This window comes from Kitasatospora sp. NPDC096128 (assembly GCF_040303105.1).
In the GTDB taxonomy this organism is placed as follows: Bacteria; Actinomycetota; Actinomycetes; order Streptomycetales; family Streptomycetaceae; genus Kitasatospora.
In genome coordinates this window covers 102936-120050 of sequence record NZ_JBEOSP010000026.1, presented here as the reverse complement: position 1 = coordinate 120050, position 17115 = coordinate 102936, and the positions used below count along the sequence as shown (strand labels likewise).

Below are 17115 nucleotides of genomic sequence, written 5' to 3'. Positions count from 1 at the left end.
CTGGGACCGTTGGCGGTCTGAAAATCACCCGTCACGCCCCTCTCCGCACCCACCCCCTCCACCGCCCCCTCCCGCAGCGCGTCCCTCTCGCCTGGGGCGGGTGAGGGGTGAGGGGTGAGGGGTGAGGGGTGAGGGGCGAGGGGCGAGGGGGTGGGTGGGGGTGGTTGGGGGTGGTTGGGGTGGGTGGGTTGGTGCGGTGGGTGCTGGGGGGCGACAACTGTTGGTTGTGGGTGGGGGTGGGTGGTTGTTGGACCGGGTGGGGGTGGGCGGGGTGGGGTGGGGGTCTGCCGAGTGGAGGGAGTGCGGGGATGAAGGCGCTGGTGGCGACGGGGGACCCGGGGGAGCCGGTGCGGTTCGCGGAGGTGGAGCAGCCGCGGCCGGGGCCGGGGGAGGTGTTGGTGAAGGTGGAGGCGTTCTCGGTGAACCGGGGGGAGACCTTCCAGTTGGAGGCGCCGAAGGCCGGGTGGCGGCCGGGGAAGGACGTGGCCGGGCTGGTGGTGCAGGCGGCTGCCGACGGGGCGGGGCCCGCGGTGTGTCGGCGGGTGGTGGGGCATCCGCCGGCGGGCGGGTGGGCCGAGTACGTGTGTGTGCCGGCCGGGTCGTTGGCCGAGTTGCCGGACGGGTTGGATGCCGTACGGGCCGCGGCGCTGCCGTTGGCCGGGCTCACCGCGTTGCGGCTGCTGCGGACGGTGGGGGCGGTGGCCGGGCGGCGGGTGCTGATGACCGGGGCTTCCGGCGGGGTCGGGCACTACTTCACCGAGTTGGCCGCCGCGGCCGGGGCCGAGCTGACCGTGGTCACCGCCTCGCCGGAGCGCGGGCGTCGGCTGGCCGAGCTGGGGGCGGCCGAGGTGGTGCACGACCTCGCGGAGGCGCGCGGCCCGTACGACCTGGTGCTGGAGTCCACCGGCGGGGCCGGATTGCCGTCGGCGCTGGCCGAGTTGGCCCGGCGGGGCACCCTGGTGTGGTTCGGCCAGGCCTCGCGGACGCCCGTCACGCTGGACTTCTTCGACTTCTTCAAGGGCCCCGAGTCGGCCACCCTGCGGCACTTCCACTACGCCGACTCCGACGTCCCGTACGGCGAGGACCTGGCCACCCTGGTGCGCCTGGCGGCGGCCGGCCGGCTGACCCCGGAGATCGGCCGGGTCGCGCCCTGGGAGGAGACCGCGACCACCCTCACCGACCTGCGCGACCGCCGGATCCGCGGCAAGGCCGTCCTGACCCTCGCCTGATTCCTGAACGGAGAACCATCGTGTCCTTCATCGACACTCCCGGCCTGCTGCCCGCGTTCGTGGCGGAGGTGCGTGCCCGGGCTCACGGGGCCGGGCTCGATCTGTACGAGTACGACCGGGTGACTGCCGGGCTGGGCGCTCTGGACGAGTGGCCGGAGGCGTTCGGTGGTGTCGGGCGGCGGTATGTCGCCGAGGCGGAGGGGGCAGCTGCTGAGGGGCGGACGGTTACCGCGGGTGCCGCCTACCGTTGTGCCGCGCGTTGGTTCCACGCGGGCTGCCTGATGCCGCACCCCGACCGGGCTGCCGCCGCGTGGCTCGCCGGCGAGGCGGACGAGGCGATGCGGCGGTCGTTGGCGCTGTTGGAGCCGGAGGCGCGGCGGGTCGAGGGCGAGGGCTTCGCGGGGTGGCTGCGCCGGCCGGTGGTCGGGGGCGCGGCACCGGTGGTGCTGGTGGTGCCGGGGATGGACTCCTCGAAGGAGGAGTTCCACGCCCTGGTCGAGGCGTTGTTGGCCCGGGGCGTCGCCGTGCTGGCGATGGACGGGCCCGGCCAGGGCGTGCTGGCCGCCACCAGTGCGCCGGAGCCGGACTACCACCGGGTGGTGGGCCGGGCGCTGGACGCGCTCGGGGCCCACGAGGGCCTGGACCTCACCCGCACCGCCGTGATCGGCCTCAGCCTGGGCGGCTACTACGCGGCGAAGGCCGCGGCCCACGAGCCGCGGCTGTGCGCCGCCGTGACGGTCAGCGGCCCGTACCGGCTGGACTGGGAGGCCCTGGTGCCGTTCGTCACCGAGACCTTGATCCAGCGCTGCGGGAGCGTGGAGGCGGCCCGGGCCTTCGCCGACCGGCTGGACCTGACCGCGCCGGCCCCGACGATCACCCTGCCGCTGCTGGTGGTGGAGGGCGGCGAGGACCGCATCCCGGGCGTCGTCAATGCCACCGTCCTCGCCGAACACGCCCCGAACGCCGAGCTGTTGCTCGTCCCGCACGGCAACCACCTGCTCGGCACCGCCCTCCCCGACTGGCTCCCGGCCACCGCCGACTGGCTCGCCACCCGCCTGTCCTGACGGCGTCCCGGCCGGAAGCCCCGTGGCGTCGTCCGCCACGGGGCTTCCGGCCGTGGGGGTTCGGCTCAGTGGGGGATGAGGGCTTCGGCGGCGGCTTCGAGGCGGCCGACGTCGGTGGCGAGTTGGGTGAGGGCGGCCACGCTGGGGGCGACCCGGCCGAGGACGTCCTTGATGCGCTGCCAGCGGGTGGCCGGCGCGGCCAGCTCTTCGGCGACGGCGTCGGCCGCGCCGGAGACCGTTTCGCGGTCGGCGAGTTCGTCGGCGATGCCGCGCAACCGCTCGACCAGGCGGGCGAGTTCGGCCCGTAGTTCGGCCTCCTCCGGGGAGTCGTCCCGGGCGGCCCCGACGCTGTTGGTGGCCCGGGAGTGGGCGCCGATCGCGACCGCCGAGTCGGTGATCGTCAGCTTGCCCTTGTTGTGGAAGTTCCCGCTCATGCCTGGTCATCCCCTTCCCGAGGAGCCGCCGCCGGTCCGTGCGCCCGCTCCGGAGAACATCCGGCCGACCGCGTTCCGGCCGGCCGCCACCGCGGACTGGCTGACCGAGACGTTGGCGTTGGCCCCGACGTAGAGCCCGTTGTTGTAGATGGTGGTCTGGCGTTCGCGGAGTTCGGAGGTGTCGATGTCGTGCGCCTCCAGGAACTCGACGAGGCCGTCGAGCGCCCGGCGGGACACCACCTTGGTGTACATCTCGCGGTCGACCTTCTGGTAGTAGCGGTAGTACAGGTGGTCGCTCGCGGCCTCGCGCAGGCTGATCGGGGCCCCGTAGTCGAAGCTGAGGTGCCGGATCTCGCGGAGCTGCCGGCGGTCCTTGAACCCGAGGGCCTGGCCGAGCGCGTGCCGGGCGCTGCCGTACACGGCGGGGAAGGAGCTGATGAGCAGGCCGATGGCCCGGGGGAGCGCGGAGGAGATCGTGGCGACGGACTGCCGGAAGGTCGGACGGTTCAGCAGGGTGTCCACCGAGCGGTAGTCGGCCCGCACCGGCGCCAGCAGCGAGGTGCTGTTCTCGACGAAGAGCACGTCCTGGCCGGGCAGCAGCGAGAGCCGGAGGAACTGGGTGGAGACGAGTTCGCCGTCCCAGCCGGAGACCAGGAGGGTGAGGTACGGCCGGGCCCGGCCGGAGCCGCCCTCGCGGAGGTCGCGGACCAGCCCGGACGGAACGGCCGGCTCCGGCGCCTCCTCCGGGTCGGGCAGCAGGGAGCGGCCGGTCGTGTCGTCGAGGTGGACGCGCAGGTCCTGCCCGTTGACGAAGAGCCGGTCCTGGACCCGTACGCCGGGCAGCCGCAGCTCCTCCACCGCGGTGGCGAGGTGGTCGTACAGCTCGTGGACGGTGAACGGCCGGACGGCGTCCGCGTCCTCCCGGGGGGTGTCGGTCCGGACGGCGAAGGACCAGGTCTCCATGGGCTGCCCGTAGCCCGAGAACGGGGCGAAGCCCTGGAAGACCGTCACGTTGCCGTTGTCCCGGCGGGCGATGTCCCGGAGCAGGGAGGCCTGGTGGGGGGTGGCCGGGGTGGGTGCCGCGGCCGGGTCGAAGGTCTCGCGGGAGAGCTTCGGGACGATCACCCCGTAGTGCACGTAGAACAGTTCGGCGGCGACCAGGGCCCAGGCGATCAGCAGCCCCAGCAGCAGGAACGGCAGGCCCTCGATGACGGTCCCGATCAGGGTGACGACCAGGATCAGGGCCAGCAGGCAGTCCCGGGTGAGCTGGCGGCTGCGCGCGGCGAGCGCGTACGCGAGGACGCAGGAGAGGTCGACCCCGGGCGAGGAGGCGATCGCGCGTCTGGGTTCCTCCAGGACGTGTTCGACGGCCTTGCGGGCCAGCGCGGCGTCCAGCTGCATCGCGCAGCAGAGGTACCGGGTGACCCCGTGGTCGATCGGCGGGGTCCTGGCGGGGGAGCGCGGGGGCACGACGGTGCCCGGGCCGCCGCTGATGGGTGTCACCACGGCCATCGGGGGCCGGGTGGGGGCGGGTTTGGTCGGGGTGGGCGGCTTGGTGAGGGTGGTCGGGGGCGTGAAGGCGGTCGGGGGTGTGAAGGTGGTCGGCGGCTGCTTGCGGGCGGTCGGCGTCATGGGGGTGCCGGGGGTGAGGTCGACGATCCGGCGGGCGCCGCACTGCTCGCAGGCGGCCCGGGTCGGCGGGTTGAGGGTCTGGCAGCTGTCGCACGTCCACGACGCGGCGGTAGGCATGGGGACGGTTCCTCTCCGGACGGGTGCTACGGGTTGTCGGAGTGGTGGGTCGCGGTCCTGGTGGGGGTGGGCTTCGGGGTCCTCCGGGTGGGTGACGGGGTGGTGGGGTCCGGGGTGGGGTTCGGGGTCGGCCCGGTCGACTCGGTGGTCGGTTCCGGGCTCGGGACGGGGGTGGGCGTGGTCGGAACCGGTGTGGGCGACACGACGGCCGTCGCGGGGACGGGGACGGGCCGGGACGGGGCCCGGTCCGGGGAGATGAGCCAGACCAGGCCGGCCAGTGCCACCAGCGAGGCGGCGACCAGCAGCAGCCGGTCGCTGCGCGCCAGCCCGCGGGTCGTCATTCCAGGTACTCCCGGGGGACGGACAGCAGGTCCTGGGTGGGCTCGACGGCCTGGTAGCCGGGCACCGACTTGTTGAAGACGACGCGGCCCTGCTCGCTGGAGGCCACCAGCGAGCTCAGCATGCTGCCGAGCGCCTCCATCAGGGCGCTGCGGTGGTCGGTGCCCTGGTCGGCGATGAAGCCCACCACCGTGGTGATCCGGCGGAGCACGTCCCGGTCGGCCTCGCCGAAGCCGTAGGTGATGACGTGCGGGTGCCGCCGCCACCCGTGGTCGGCCAGCCGCTGGAAGGAGGCCTCCCAGTCCTCGTCCGTGGGCAGGCCGTCGGTGAGCAGGAACACCACGGGCCGCAGGACGGCCATGCCGAGGCCGTTCAGCTCCTCCACGTCGGTGTCGATCCGGGAGCGCAGCAGGTCGAACGCGGACCCGTAGTCGGTCAGCCCGTTGCACCGCACCTCGGGCATCACCGGGACGTCCTCCAGGTTGGCCATCTCGATGACCAGGTGGGCCTGGGTGGAGAAGACGATCAGCGAGACGTGGGCGAACTCGGAGACCCGGGGGTGGTCCTGGATGCTCGCGTGGACGTGCGCGAGGGTCTCGTTGAGGACGGTCTGGTGCGGCGCCATGGAACTGGAGGCGTCGATCACCAGGTAGGTGGGGAGGCACTTCGGCTTCAGGACGTAGCGGTCGCTCTCGTGGGGCCGGCGGGGCACGGTCATGCAGGGGTCCTCTTCCTTTTCGCTACCCGTTGCGGGCGAGGAGCACGATGAGCAGGGCGACGAGCACGGCGACGACGATCCCGACCGCCCAGGCCGTCGCGGTGACGTCGTCGGTGGTGGCGGGGGAGGCGGACGGGTCGTTGTCGGTCGGGTCCTCGGGGTCCTCGGGGTCCTCGGCCGGGGCGTCGTCGGGCAGGACGGTGAGGTCCGAGGCGAGCACCTTCGGCGCGGTCCGGCGCGGCGGCTGCGTCCTGGGCTCGGGCAGCGGCAGCCGCTCGACCGGGAAGTGGACGTCCGCCCCGTCGAGCGCGGCCAGCAGGCTGCGGGAGGCGGGCCGGGTCTCGCGGGCGGCCGCCCAGAGCATGTCCAGCAGGACCGAGCGGCCCGGGACCGCGTCGTCCCGCGCGCTGTCGAGGGCGTGCAGCACGCTCGGCAGGTCCCGGTGCCCGGTGAGGCAGCGGGCGGTCAGCAGGGCGACCCGGTAGCGGTCGGTGAAGACGTCGGCCGGCATGGCGCCGTCGGTCAGCGGGTCCTCCCAGTCGCTCTGGAAGATGTTGGGCATCCGCTCGGGCCGGCAGCCGTCGATGTCGATCACGAACACCGAGCAGTCGGCCGGGCACCACAGGGCGTTGGCGTAGTTCCAGTCGGAGTAGACCAGCCTGCGCCGCTCCAGCGCGGCCGCCACCCGGACCAGCCCGCGGCAGACGGCGGCCCGCTGCGCGGCGGTGACGGGGACTCCCCGGGCCGCGAGCCGTTCGTCGCTCTGCGCGAGGGTGTCGATCTCGCGCAGCCGGCCGTTCTCGGCGCGGAACCGCCGGTCCGCCTCGGGGATCAGGCAGCCGACCAACTCCCCGTTCCGGTCGGTGACTTTGGCCACCGGCCAGGAGGTGCAGCCGAGCAGCAGCTCGCGCTCGGTCCGGCCGACGGCGGCCGGGGAGCGGCCGAAGGCGATCAGCTGCTCCAGGGCGGCGTCCCGGCCGTTCTGTGCGGCCGTTCGCTTGTACTGCTTGAACAGCAGCCCGTTGCCGGCGAGCGGGCCGGTGAGGCGGTGGATGCCGACGCTCTCGCCGCTCTCCCCGGCCAACGCCTCGCCGGGCTCGCCGAGTTCGGCCCGGGTGAGGACGGCGGGCACGGTCGGCGGCACGGCGGTCACCGCTCCCACCGGGGGGCGGGGGTGGTGGTGCCGGGGGCGCTGGTGTCGGGGGCGCTGGTGTCGGCCCAGACCGTGACGGCCGTCCGGTCGTCCGTGAACTGCGCCGCGTCGTACCCGACGTGGTTGATGAAGTCGGCGATCGCGGGCGGCCCGGCCCACTCCCGCGCCAGGAAGCCGTTGAGCGCGGGCAGCCCGGCCAGTCCGTCGCCCACCCCGTCGGTCACCAGGGTCAGCACGTCGCCCGGGGCGAGCGGCAGCAGACAGCTCCGGGCGGCGCCGGGGTCGTGCGGCAGCACCGCCTCCACCGCGTTGGAGGCGAGGCCCGCCTCGTCCTGCTTGGGGTCCCCGGCGGCCACCCGCCAGCGGTCCCCGTCGTGCTGCCACAGCGACACGTCGCCGATCCAGCCCACCCAGCACGGCTGGGACTCGTCCTCCCGGAACCGGGTCGGCAGGACCGCCACGATCAGCAGGGTGCAGACGTCCCGGTCGGAGAGCCCGCGGGCCGCCGCCTCGTCCCGGATCCGCCGCGCCGCCCGGCCGAACAGCCCGGCGGCGCTCAGCTGGTCGGGCCGCACCCCGGTCCGCAGCTGCTCCACGACGGAGGCGACGGCCGAGCTGACGGCGACCGTCGCGCCCAGATCGGCGCGCGGGCTGCTGGACAGGCCGTCGGCGACCGCGACCACCAGGTGCTCCCCGGCGGCGTCCCGGCCGAGGCGGTAGGCGTCCTGGCGGACCACCGCCGGGTCCTCGCAGCGGTGCCCGGGCCCGATCAGCGAGGCGGCGCGCACGGTCAGCGCGCCGAGCCGCGCCTCGTCGGCGATGATCCCCGGGACCGGCGACGGCTGGGCGGGCAGCCGCCACGGCAGCTGCTGGGCCTTGGCCCCGGCGCCGAAGCGGGGAACCGGGGACGCCGGGGCCGCGTGGGTCAGCTGGTAGCCGGGGGGCTGCCGGCGCGGGGGCGTGGGGATCACGGGGGCCTGGACGGGAGCCTGGACGGGCTGTGGCTCAGGCCGGGGCGCCGCGCCCGCGACCGGGGGGCGTACGGGCGGCGGGAGCGGACCGGGGGGCGGCGGCGGGGGTGGCGCGGTCCCGGCGTGCGCCGCGGCACGGCGTTCCTGGTGGTCGGCCTGGGCGGCCAGGGTGAGGGCGGCGACCGCGGCCATCGCCAGCGTGCTGATGACGAAGCGGGCTGTCGGATCGCCTGCCGGACTGCACACCAAGGGGATCAACACGGCCAGGAGGAAGGCCCCCACGGCGAAGCGCGGCGCAGCTGACATGAAGTCAAGTTAGCACTGTGGCAAGGGAGTAGAGCCTTATCCGGCGCCCCGATGAGGCCGCTGCACCCCGACTGCCCCCGGTGCCACCGGAGCCGCCGGGGCACAGGTCCCGCGAGCGGGCGTGCGCCCCCCGAAGCGGGCGCCGGGCGCCGCCGGGGGCCTCGGTCGGAGGGTGGACCTGGTGGAAGGCCCTCGGATCGCTCGGCGACACGCGCGGCTGAGCCGTCGGCGTCAAGCGACGGTGGAAGGGGCCCTGACTTCAAACCTCTGATCCCGTTCCCACCGGTGGTTCACTACGCTTGGTGTTGTGAAAGCAGCACGAAGCCTCGCGATGTGGCTGGCCGGCCGCACGCCTTCGCAGTTGACCGAACTGTTGGCGCAGCGTGAACTTCCCTACGCGGCAGAGGTGACGAGCCTGACCGACCTGGCCGGCCACCTGTTGACGGACGCCTCGACGGCCCTGGGGCTGAGTGAGATCAGCCTCGGGGACCTTCAACTGCTGCTCGCTGTGGCGACCTTGGCCGAACGGTTGCACGGTCCGCTACCGGCCGTCCCGCCCGCTCATCACCTGTTCATGGGTTACGGCGGCCGTTCACCGCGGCTCGACGCGTCTGCGGTCGACCCCGCTGACCGGTCCGTGACCCGGGACCAGCTCTTCCGATTCCTGCAGCTCGACGGCGCCGGTCGGTCTGCGGCCGAGGCCGCGCTGTCGCGGTTGGCCGAGCGGGCCCTGGTGCTGCCCTCGTCCGGAAGCAGGGTCATCGTTCCGATCATGGTCCACCGCCAGGCGGGTGAAGGCGGCGGTTACGGCCGGCCCGCCGAACAACTGCTCACCGAGGCCTTCAACGCTCCCGAGATTCACTGTGTCGCGCAGGGGCTGGGGCTCGCGAAGGCGCGGACTCGGGACGAGGCGCAGCGGCAGATCGTGGACGTGCTCAGGGACGCGAAGCGCGTGCGCGCCATGGCCGCCGAGGCGCCGCCCGCGGCCTTGGACCTGCTGGACAAGCTGGTCCCGGGCCCGCCACTGCTGCGCACGCACTGCTTCGTCTCCCGGTACGGCGGTTTCTACCCGGGCTCCGGAGGAAAGTTCACCTTCCGGGAAGGCGGCTCGGGAGATCCCGGCACGGACTGGCTGGCCGCTCGTGGCCTGGTCCTTCCAGTGGATGAGGACCTGGTGGAACTGCCGCGCGAGGTGGCCGACGCGTTGCGCGACCACGACCGTGCGCCGAGCTACCAGCCTGCTCCGCCCCGGGTCGAGGGCGCGGTGGAGATCCCCGGTGGCGCAGTCGAGAGCCAGGCCCAGGCGGCGTTGGCCGAGGCGGCCTCCCGGGTCGAGCTGATGCTCCGTCAGGTGGCCGCACAGCCGCTCGTCGTGCGCAAGGCGGGCGGAATCGCGGTCCGGGACACCCGCCGGCTGGCGAAGGCGGTCGGCATGCCGGAGGAACAAGCCCGGCTGTGGCTCGACCTGGCGAACAACGCGGACCTGATCACCCCGTGCGCCGAGGAACCGCAGGCCCCGGCGAGCGGCCGGGGCCGCGCGCGCCGGCCGGAATCCCAGCCACCTGCCCGGATGCTGCCCACCGAGCGGTACGACGTGTGGCTGGCGGCCGCGCCTGCTCAGCGGCTGCTGCCGCTCGTCGCCACCTGGGCAGTGGTGCCCGAGGTGTTCAGCCACTGGCCGGACGAGAACGGCACCCCGGTTGCGCTGGTCGCGCCGGAGGACGCCGAGGCCGTCGATCTGCGCCATGCCGTGCTGGAGGCTCTGGCCACCCTTCCGGCCGGGCACGGAATCGCCGACGGCAAGGCTGCTCGCGCGCGGGCGACCGCCCTCGCCGGTCTCATCGCCACCGCGGTCTGGTTCCGCCCGACCGCCCTCGCCCAGGGCTCGTGGGAGGTGGAGCGGGTCGAGGCGACCCTGGCGGAGGCAGAACTGCTCGGGGTCGTCGCCCACGGAGCGCTGACCCCGCTCGGGCACGCCGTGCTCGGGCTCCTGAGGGCGGGGGCGCACCGCCACTTCCCCGCCGTTCCGGGCGCCGGGCCGGCGCTGCGCGAGCATCCTGCCCTGGACGACGCGGTCCGGCAGTTGTCCGTGGCCCTGGACGCGCTGCTGCCCGCGCCGCAGACCACCGCCCGGTTCCAGGCCGACCTCACGGCCGTGGTCGCCGGAGCCGCCGCACCGGAGCTGACCGACCTGCTGGCCGCCTGCGCGGACCGGGAGTCGGAGGGGCATGCCGTGGTGTGGCGGATCACCCCTGCGGCGGTCCGCCGGGCGCTGGACTCCGGATGGGACGCCGCCGACCTGCTGGCTCGGCTCGCCGACGTCTCCGAGGGCGGGCGGCCGCTTCCGCAGCCCCTGGCGTACCTGATCAAGGACACCGCGCGGACCCATGGCCGGATGCGCGTGGTGCGCTCCGCCTGCTGCATCCGCTCCGACGACGAGGCACTGGTCTCGGAGCTCGCCGCGGCCCGTGCGCTGTCCAGGCTCGGCCTGCGACGGATCGCGCCGACCGTGCTGATCAGCACGGCCGAGCCCGAAGCCACCCTGGCCGCGCTCCGGTCTGCCGGCTACGCCCCCGTGCTGGAGGCGGAGACCGGGACGACGGTCATCGAGAAGGCCCGCCGGGAACGCGGTCCCAAGCGCATGCCGTCACTGTCCGGAACACGACCGCGCCACGGCAAGGGACCGAGCACCGCATCGGCGTTGGCGAGCGCGCTGCTGGCCGACCGCTGACGCAACGAGCGAGCTGTCGGAGGTCGTCGGCCGCGATGATCTCGGTAAGGATCCCCCAGTCCGGGTGTTCGAAGTCTGCACGTACGTTCAGCACGCACTCGTAGGCCCATGGCGGCGCCGGACATCGCGGTTGGAGTCCGCTCCGACAGTCGGTGCCGGGAGGCGCGGGAGGCGCGGGAGGCGCGGGGGGCCGACTCGACCGACGGCCGGCTCGGTTCGATTCGGCGTGAGACGGGGCCGGCCCGGCATAAGCGGGTCGTGTGGCCGTCCCGTCACAGAAGGGTGGAATATGCCTCAGGTTCGCCAAATCCGGCGATAAGATGCCGACTTGGGACCTGGGAAAGCCTCTCCGGCCGGTGAGCCGGTCCTGCTGCCGTTGTGCCTTTCCGTCGGCCGAGGATGCGCCGGCTGTCGTCTTGCGCTCGACACGCGAGGGCTACGGCGCACAGATCGCCCTGCCGGCGGTGCGTGCCGTGCGACCTCCGCGCGACCCGTTCTGCGCGAACTCGAGCTGCCAGGTGGTTGTCGTGCGACCCGTCCGACCCCCATGCAGTCCTTGTCCACATGTTCCGGTGACCACCCCGACAGGTGCGCCGGTCAGGAGAGGAAGAGACCATGATCGACGGCACCCTCGGCCATACCCGGCGGCTCTTGAGTCCCGTGACGGGCCACCCGTCGGCACGTCAAAGGGATGACGACGAGTCGGCCTGGCAGCCCGCGGCGACCCTGCTGGTCGCCGGGCTGGATATCGCTCGTGAGATCACCAGACTGATCGTCGGTGGTCAGACCACGCGGGTGGAGGGGAAGTTGCTCTCCCTTGCGGAGAGCGAGTTCTTCCGGGTGGCGTCGGGCGTCGAGGAGACCCATGCCCACGTGGAGCGCGGCCGGGCCGCGCTGCTCGACCGCCACCCGGGGCGCGCCACCGAGTTCGAGCTGGTGTGGGCCACCGCCACGGTGGGTCTGCGCAGGGGGCACCTGCTTCACGCGCTCGTCGCAGGCGTGCTCTGCGAGCTGGTGGAGGAGTTCGGCGGTAGGCCCGCCGACCAAGCCGAGATGGACGACCGGATCCGCCAGGAGTCCCTTTGGTGTTGGCGTGAGCTGGTGCTTGCCGGACTCTCGGGCCGCGAGTCGGTGGGAAGAAAGTCCTATGGGCCGAACCGGGGTGTCTACCCCAACGACGAGACCTCGAAGGCGCGCAAGGACTGGGCGTTGCGGCGCACGGGAGCACGCAGCAACAGCGCCCAGGGCGAGAAGTTGGCGGCCCGCGATCTGGTGGTGCGGATCGGCAGGGCCATCGAACCCGCGCCTCACCGCGTTGGGCCCGAGGACTCGCTCAGCGTGCTCGACCAGATGCTTCCGCCGGCCCTCGCTGCCGCCACCCGCAGGCGACTGGCACGACATTCCGGCACTGCCGAACTGACGGCCTATCAGGCCGATGCCATCCCGATCCTGGCCAAGGCGATGGGCTCGGGCGAGAACCTGTTGCTCAGCGCGGTGACCGGGAGCGGCAAGTCACTGCTGGGGCAGCTCGCAGCAGGGTATGTGGTGGGTCGCCGGGAACTGGGCCACCGCAACAGGCGGGCGGTCATAGCATTGCCGCTCAAGGCGCTGGTCGGCGATGTCGTGGACGAGCTGACCGACTGGTTCAATGACGCGGGGCTCCAGTACCGCGTGTTGGGTGGCAGCCGCGACTACCCCGAGAACGTGGAGGATCTGGCCGCCGGCCGGTACGAGGTCGCGGTGATGATCTACGAAACCCTCGACGGGTACCTCAGTAGCGGGCAGGACCCGCTGCGCGGTTGCGGTGTCCTCATCGTCGACGAGCTGCAGTACCTGGACGACGAGGCGCGCGGCCCCAGACTCGAGTCGATGCTCACCAAGGTCCGGCTCAACTACCCCACCCTCCCCATCGTCGGCATCAGTGCCGTGCTGTCCCAGGGGAGCAGGGACAAGCTCGCGCGGTGGCTCGACGTCGACAGTGAGAGGCGAAGGCACACGTCACGGCGTCCCGTGCCGTTGGACGTACGTGCGTTCGACGGGTGCACCTGGCGTAAGTTGCGTGATACCACCGCGGTCGACGACGTGGCGAATGAGACGGACCTTGGTCCCGTGGAGGTGGAGCAGCTCGACCTCAGGTCGGAGTTCTTGTCCGAGTGGGCGAAGGACAGGGTCTGGGACCGTTCGATCGTCGCCCGCGCGCGCAGCGGCGGCAACGTCCTGGCCCCGGCGGTGGTCGTCCACAAGCTGAAGGAGATCCCCACCCCCCGGATCCTCGTCTACACCCGGTCCAGGTCCAGCGCTTTCGCTCTTGCCGAGGCGATCCAGGCGGCGATGGACCGCGAGTTCGGCGCGGTCCGGCGTACCCGGCCGAACCCGTGGCTGTCCGGCAGATACCGCGATGAGACATTGACCCAGCTGGAGGCGGCCGAGAAGCAGGGGCGCCTGCGGCGAACCGCTGCGCACGGCGCACGCAAGGACGTCGAGACCGCCTTGATGACGGGTTGCGCCTACCATACGCGCCAGCTGACACGCCCCTTGCGTGAGCTCGTGCAGGAGGAGTTCCGAGGCGGGCTCCTGCACGTTCTCGTCACCACCGACACCCTCAGTGTCGGCTTGAACCTGCCCGTCGACGTCGTGGTGATCGCCAGCACGACCGTGAGTACCGGTGGCGCGGCAGGTGAGGTGCGCTCGCTCGGTCTGGGGGAGGTCAAGAACAGGATCGGCCGCGCGGGCCGACTCGGTCTGAGCGCCGGCGGGGACGCCTGGCTGCTCACCGAGGATTCGGAGTACCTGCACCGCAAGCTGCGCCGTGACGACGACATGGACGCAACGACGTTGAGCACCACCGACGGGCTGTGGCAGCACTACATCCTCCCGAGGCACGGCGGGACCGAGGTCGCCAGCCGCATGTCTGACGAGGACATGGTGCTACTGGTGCTTCAGGACATCACGGCACGCGGCCGCAGCCAGTCACTCGCCGAGCACCACCGCAGGGCGGACGAGGTGATCGGGGCGACCCTGCGGGCTGGCCTGGCGGCGTCCGAACTGCCATCGGCGAAGCGGTTGCTCACCGAACTGACGAGTCGTCGTCTTGTCGCCGGGTCCGAGGCGCGCGGCTGGAAGGCCTCCGCGCTGGGCATCGCGATCGCGGTCAACAACCTGCCGCTGTCCGCGGCGCCGGTGCTGGAGCGACTCGCCGACCTCACCGCGTCGAATGCCTGCGAACTCGACCTGCTGGCGGTGGCGGCCTCCAGCTCCCCGGTGCGGCGGCTGAACTGGATCTCCATGATGCCGTGGAACCCGGACTGGACGCAGGGCGACCTTGAACAGCGGACGATCGCAGCGGTCAGCCGTCTGATCGCCCCGTTGCGTGTGGTCGGGAGAGATGCGCGACTCGACGCCGACGAGCGGCTCCTGCAACAGCTTCGGCAACGTGATGCCCACGCCGTGCTGGGTACGCTGCCGGAATCGGTGTTGGCGGACGAGGCCCTGACCGAGGACAGCGTGCTCGTGCGACTGGTGGAGGACGCCGCCGGGCTCGACGACGCGAACGTGGCCCTGCGCGCACTGATCGCCTATCTCTGGCGTCATGGCGCATCGTTCGGCCAGATCAAGGGGCGAATCGAGGCCGCGACCCGCTACGAGCGGGAACGCAGCCGGCGTCGCCGTAAGGGGCGCCTCGAGGTGCGCCGCGTGGAAGTGCACCTCGCGGATGTCGAGCAGCTTTGCGACCAAGTGAGCAACGTGCTCGGTGCCGCTGACCACTACGCTCGGCACCGCGACGCGGGGGTCCGCACCCAGCGGTTGCGCCCACTGGCCGAGGCGATCTGGGCGGGGGTTCCTGCGTGGCTCACCCCGCTGCTCGACTTGCACGTCGAGGCATTGCACCGTGAACGGCTGCTCTCAGTGGTCGGTGACGAGGCGCCCGAGGAACTGTGTGACCTCCTCGAGGACGAGCGGCTGGCGCTGACGCGCCCCGAGATCGACGCAGCGCGGACCGCGCTCGACGGCCGAGATCGCAGGCAGCAGCGCGATCAGGCACGGCTGCCGGTAGGTCTGGGCGCCAAGGAGGTCGCAGATGACCCGGACGCCCCCACCTACGGTGACTTCTTCAGCGACCTCAGCCAGGCGCAGGACGTCCCCGACGTGCTCGCCCTCCTTGCGGACCTCCTGGAGTGTCACCACCTCACGGTCGAAGTCGCGGACCACGCCGTGCGGTTCCGGGCTCCCTCGGCCCGTAGCGCGACCCTTGTCGTTTCCGAGGAGCGGGTCACCAGTGCCATCGTTCGGGAGGTCCTCCTGGACGTCGGCCAGAGCGAGGAAGCCCGCGCCCTGCTGTGCTTGAACGGTATGACTGACCGGGCGAAGACTTTCGCCCAAGAGGCCCTGGGGATGGGACGCTTGCTGCTCACCGGCGTGGACGGCCTGCTCGTGCTGCTGAACCGGTCGTTGCGTGCGGGGCACGATGCCGAAACCCCGGTGGCCGAGGCAGTGCTCGGTGTGTTCAGCACGGAGAGCGGGAGGGTGTCGGTCGTCGCGACGTCCACCTGAGGGCAGAGGACCGCAGAACGCAGGAGCGGGGCGGACGCGAGGCGTCTGCCCCGCTCCTCTGTCCGGTCGCACGACCGCCGAATCGCGCGTGCGACCCCCGGGCGTCGATTGGCCCGCTGTCAGCTGGCCTTGCGACCCGTGCGTCCGGCATACATCACTCAGGCGCCCCAAATCCTGGGGAGCCACACGTACGGGAAACGGCCGCCGCCTCCGGCTGTAGGAGGTGGGAAGCGGCGGCCGTCCGAACGAACGCTCAAGGAGAACGCTCGTGAATAATGAAACCACCGGGCTCAAGGGCGCGGTAGCCGCCATCGGCGGCACCGATCTGGCGGTGCTGGTGACCGACGGCAACCTCGCCCCCTTCGTCCTGGACATCATGGCTGTCACCCTGAGCCTGGCCACCCTGTTCTACGCGGTCGCGCTGCTCGTCTCCGCGTTGAAGGGCACCGCCGGCGAGTGACCTGCCAACCCCGGCGCCGGGTGCTCAGGCCCCGGCGCCGAGGGTTCCACTGAACGCGAGGACTGCCACAGAGCCCGGGGGCGGCTGCGCCGCCTTCACCTCCGCCGCTGTGCTCCGCCGGCTGGTGGCCCCCGGTCCAGAACCGCTGGAGACATGCGATCGCCTGAGTCCCGTTCGCTGCGCCGTTGGCGTCAGAGGATGCGAAAATGCCCCCGAAGCGATCTGCTTCGAGGGCATCGTGCCTGGTCAGGCGATGTGGCCAGGGCCGGGGTCGAACCGGCGACCTTCCGCTTTTCAGGCCAAGCCGGGGCGACGAGATGCCCCACTTTGGGCTCTCCTGCCATCCGCAGAAGGCTGCCGTCGGACGCCGCGGTTCGGGCCGGTTGGCGTCAACCGGTGGCGGGCGGTGCGAGCGGGTGCGGGTCAGTACGGCAGTAGGTCGTTCGTGACCAGGTCGAAGTCGAACGGCTCGGGGATGCGCAGAGTCTCGCCGAACTCGATGTCCTCGCGGCGGTGGTATTTCGTACCGTCGGGCCGGCTGAACAGGGTGACGGTCTTCTGCCTGGCGTCGACCAGCAGGTACAGCGGGATGCCCATCAACGGGTAGTCGCGGACCTTCCCCACCCAGTCGTTCTCCGGGTTCGAAGGGGAGACGAGTTCGACGGCGATGGCGGCGAACTCGGACGGGACCTGGTTGTCGGACGTTTCCAGTGCCTCGCTCGGAAGGTACGTCAGATCCGGGTTGCGGCTCTTGCCGACGTTGGGTGACACCAGGTCGGTGTTCTCGCTCGGCAGCAGATCGACCGGGGCGTGCCTGTCGAACTGGCGGCGGACCAGCAGCAGGTTCCGTTGGTGGATTCCCGAGGGGCTGACCATCATGACGATGGTGTCGCCCGAGATTTCCACCTTGAACCCGTCGGGCAGGCTCCGTCGGGCTTCTTCGAGGAGTGCGAAGTGCTCCGGGTTCATGAGGGGTGTCTCCTGGAGTGTGCCGGGCAACACCCTCAGAGTAGTCCGGCGCCCGGGCCGACAGCGCTCGTGCGCGGTGCTTGCTGCGGCGCCCGTTCTCCGGCCCCTCGCGGGGCCTCGACCGCTCCGGCGGCCGACCGTCCGCCGTGCGGTTGGCATCAAGCGACACGAAGATGCCCCCGAAGCGAGCTGCTTCGAGGGCATCGTTCCTGGTCGAACACTGTGGCCAGGGCCGGGGTCGAACCGGCGACCTTCCGCTTTTCAGGCCAAGCCGGGGCGTTGAGATGCCCTGGTTTGGGCGATTCTGCCGTCCGTGGACGCCTGCCGTCGGACGCCACCGTTCGGGACGGTTGGCGTCAGCGTTGGCGTCAACCGGACCGTACGGACCCCAGGCACTGCGTTCTCGGGCTCGGCGTGAGGGGCTATGAACCGCACGCCATG

At 72.3% G+C, this 17115-nt stretch carries 12 protein-coding genes and 1 tRNA gene; 5 read left to right on the top strand and 8 right to left on the bottom strand.

The features are described from left to right. Positions 1-308 precede the first annotated feature (308 nt). The gene (locus ABTY61_RS26855; protein WP_350507641.1) at positions 309-1229 is read left to right on the top strand and encodes a zinc-binding dehydrogenase; all 921 of its coding nucleotides are present in this window, start codon (positions 309-311) and stop codon (positions 1227-1229) included. Positions 1230-1249: 20 nt separating this feature from the next. Continuing rightward, the gene (locus tag ABTY61_RS26850; protein ID WP_350507640.1) at positions 1250-2293 is read left to right on the top strand and encodes an alpha/beta hydrolase family protein; all 1044 of its coding nucleotides are present in this window, start codon (positions 1250-1252) and stop codon (positions 2291-2293) included. A 65-nt stretch (positions 2294-2358) separates the two neighbouring features. Here ABTY61_RS26850 and ABTY61_RS26845 read toward each other — a convergent pair whose 3' ends face one another. From ABTY61_RS26845 to ABTY61_RS26820, 6 genes are read right to left on the bottom strand one after another with little or no spacing between them, the layout of a single operon-like run. Beyond that, a complete protein-coding gene (locus ABTY61_RS26845) occupies positions 2359-2727 on the bottom strand; it encodes a hypothetical protein (protein ID WP_350507639.1) in 369 nt (122 codons plus the stop codon). 6 nt (positions 2728-2733) lie between these two features. Next, a complete protein-coding gene (locus ABTY61_RS26840) occupies positions 2734-4476 on the bottom strand; it encodes a zinc finger Ran-binding domain-containing protein (RefSeq protein ID WP_350507638.1) in 1743 nt (580 codons plus the stop codon). A gap of 26 nt (positions 4477-4502) precedes the next feature. Next, positions 4503-4817: a hypothetical protein gene (locus tag ABTY61_RS26835; protein WP_350507637.1), complete on the bottom strand. Its 315-nt coding sequence runs from the start codon at positions 4815-4817 to the stop codon at positions 4503-4505. Continuing rightward, the gene (locus tag ABTY61_RS26830) at positions 4814-5533 is read right to left on the bottom strand and encodes a vWA domain-containing protein (RefSeq protein ID WP_350507636.1); all 720 of its coding nucleotides are present in this window, start codon (positions 5531-5533) and stop codon (positions 4814-4816) included. Before ABTY61_RS26830 ends, ABTY61_RS26835 begins: the two co-directional genes overlap by 4 nt. Before the next feature lie 22 nt (positions 5534-5555). Next, positions 5556-6686 carry a hypothetical protein gene (locus ABTY61_RS26825; protein WP_350507635.1) on the bottom strand — a complete coding sequence of 377 codons (1131 nt, stop codon included), beginning with the start codon at positions 6684-6686 and terminating at the stop codon, positions 5556-5558. Continuing rightward, positions 6683-7963 carry a protein phosphatase 2C domain-containing protein gene (locus tag ABTY61_RS26820; protein ID WP_350507634.1) on the bottom strand — a complete coding sequence of 427 codons (1281 nt, stop codon included), beginning with the start codon at positions 7961-7963 and terminating at the stop codon, positions 6683-6685. The genes ABTY61_RS26825 and ABTY61_RS26820 overlap by 4 nt, the downstream gene beginning before the upstream one ends. A 307-nt stretch (positions 7964-8270) precedes the next feature. On the opposite strand from ABTY61_RS26820, the gene ABTY61_RS26815 reads away from it, so the two are divergent. The 3 genes from ABTY61_RS26815 (at position 8271) to ABTY61_RS26805 (ending at position 15705) form a co-directional block, all read left to right on the top strand. Continuing rightward, a complete protein-coding gene (locus ABTY61_RS26815; RefSeq protein WP_350507633.1) occupies positions 8271-10694 on the top strand; it encodes a helicase-associated domain-containing protein in 2424 nt (807 codons plus the stop codon). Between the two features lie 615 nt (positions 10695-11309). Then, a complete protein-coding gene (locus tag ABTY61_RS26810) occupies positions 11310-15245 on the top strand; it encodes a DEAD/DEAH box helicase (RefSeq protein ID WP_350507632.1) in 3936 nt (1311 codons plus the stop codon). A gap of 268 nt (positions 15246-15513) precedes the next feature. After that, positions 15514-15705, top strand: a complete 192-nt coding sequence (locus ABTY61_RS26805) for a hypothetical protein (protein ID WP_350507631.1) — start codon at positions 15514-15516, stop codon at positions 15703-15705. Between the two features lie 256 nt (positions 15706-15961). Here the strand turns inward: ABTY61_RS26805 and ABTY61_RS26800 are convergent. Together ABTY61_RS26800 and ABTY61_RS26795 are read right to left on the bottom strand one after the other, a co-directional pair. Next, positions 15962-16039 (bottom strand) — tRNA-Phe (locus ABTY61_RS26800). An 89-nt stretch (positions 16040-16128) separates the two neighbouring features. Further along, on the bottom strand, positions 16129-16674 hold the full coding sequence (locus tag ABTY61_RS26795) for a Uma2 family endonuclease (protein WP_350507630.1): 546 nt from the start codon (positions 16672-16674) through the stop codon (positions 16129-16131). Positions 16675-17115: the final 441 nt, after the last annotated feature.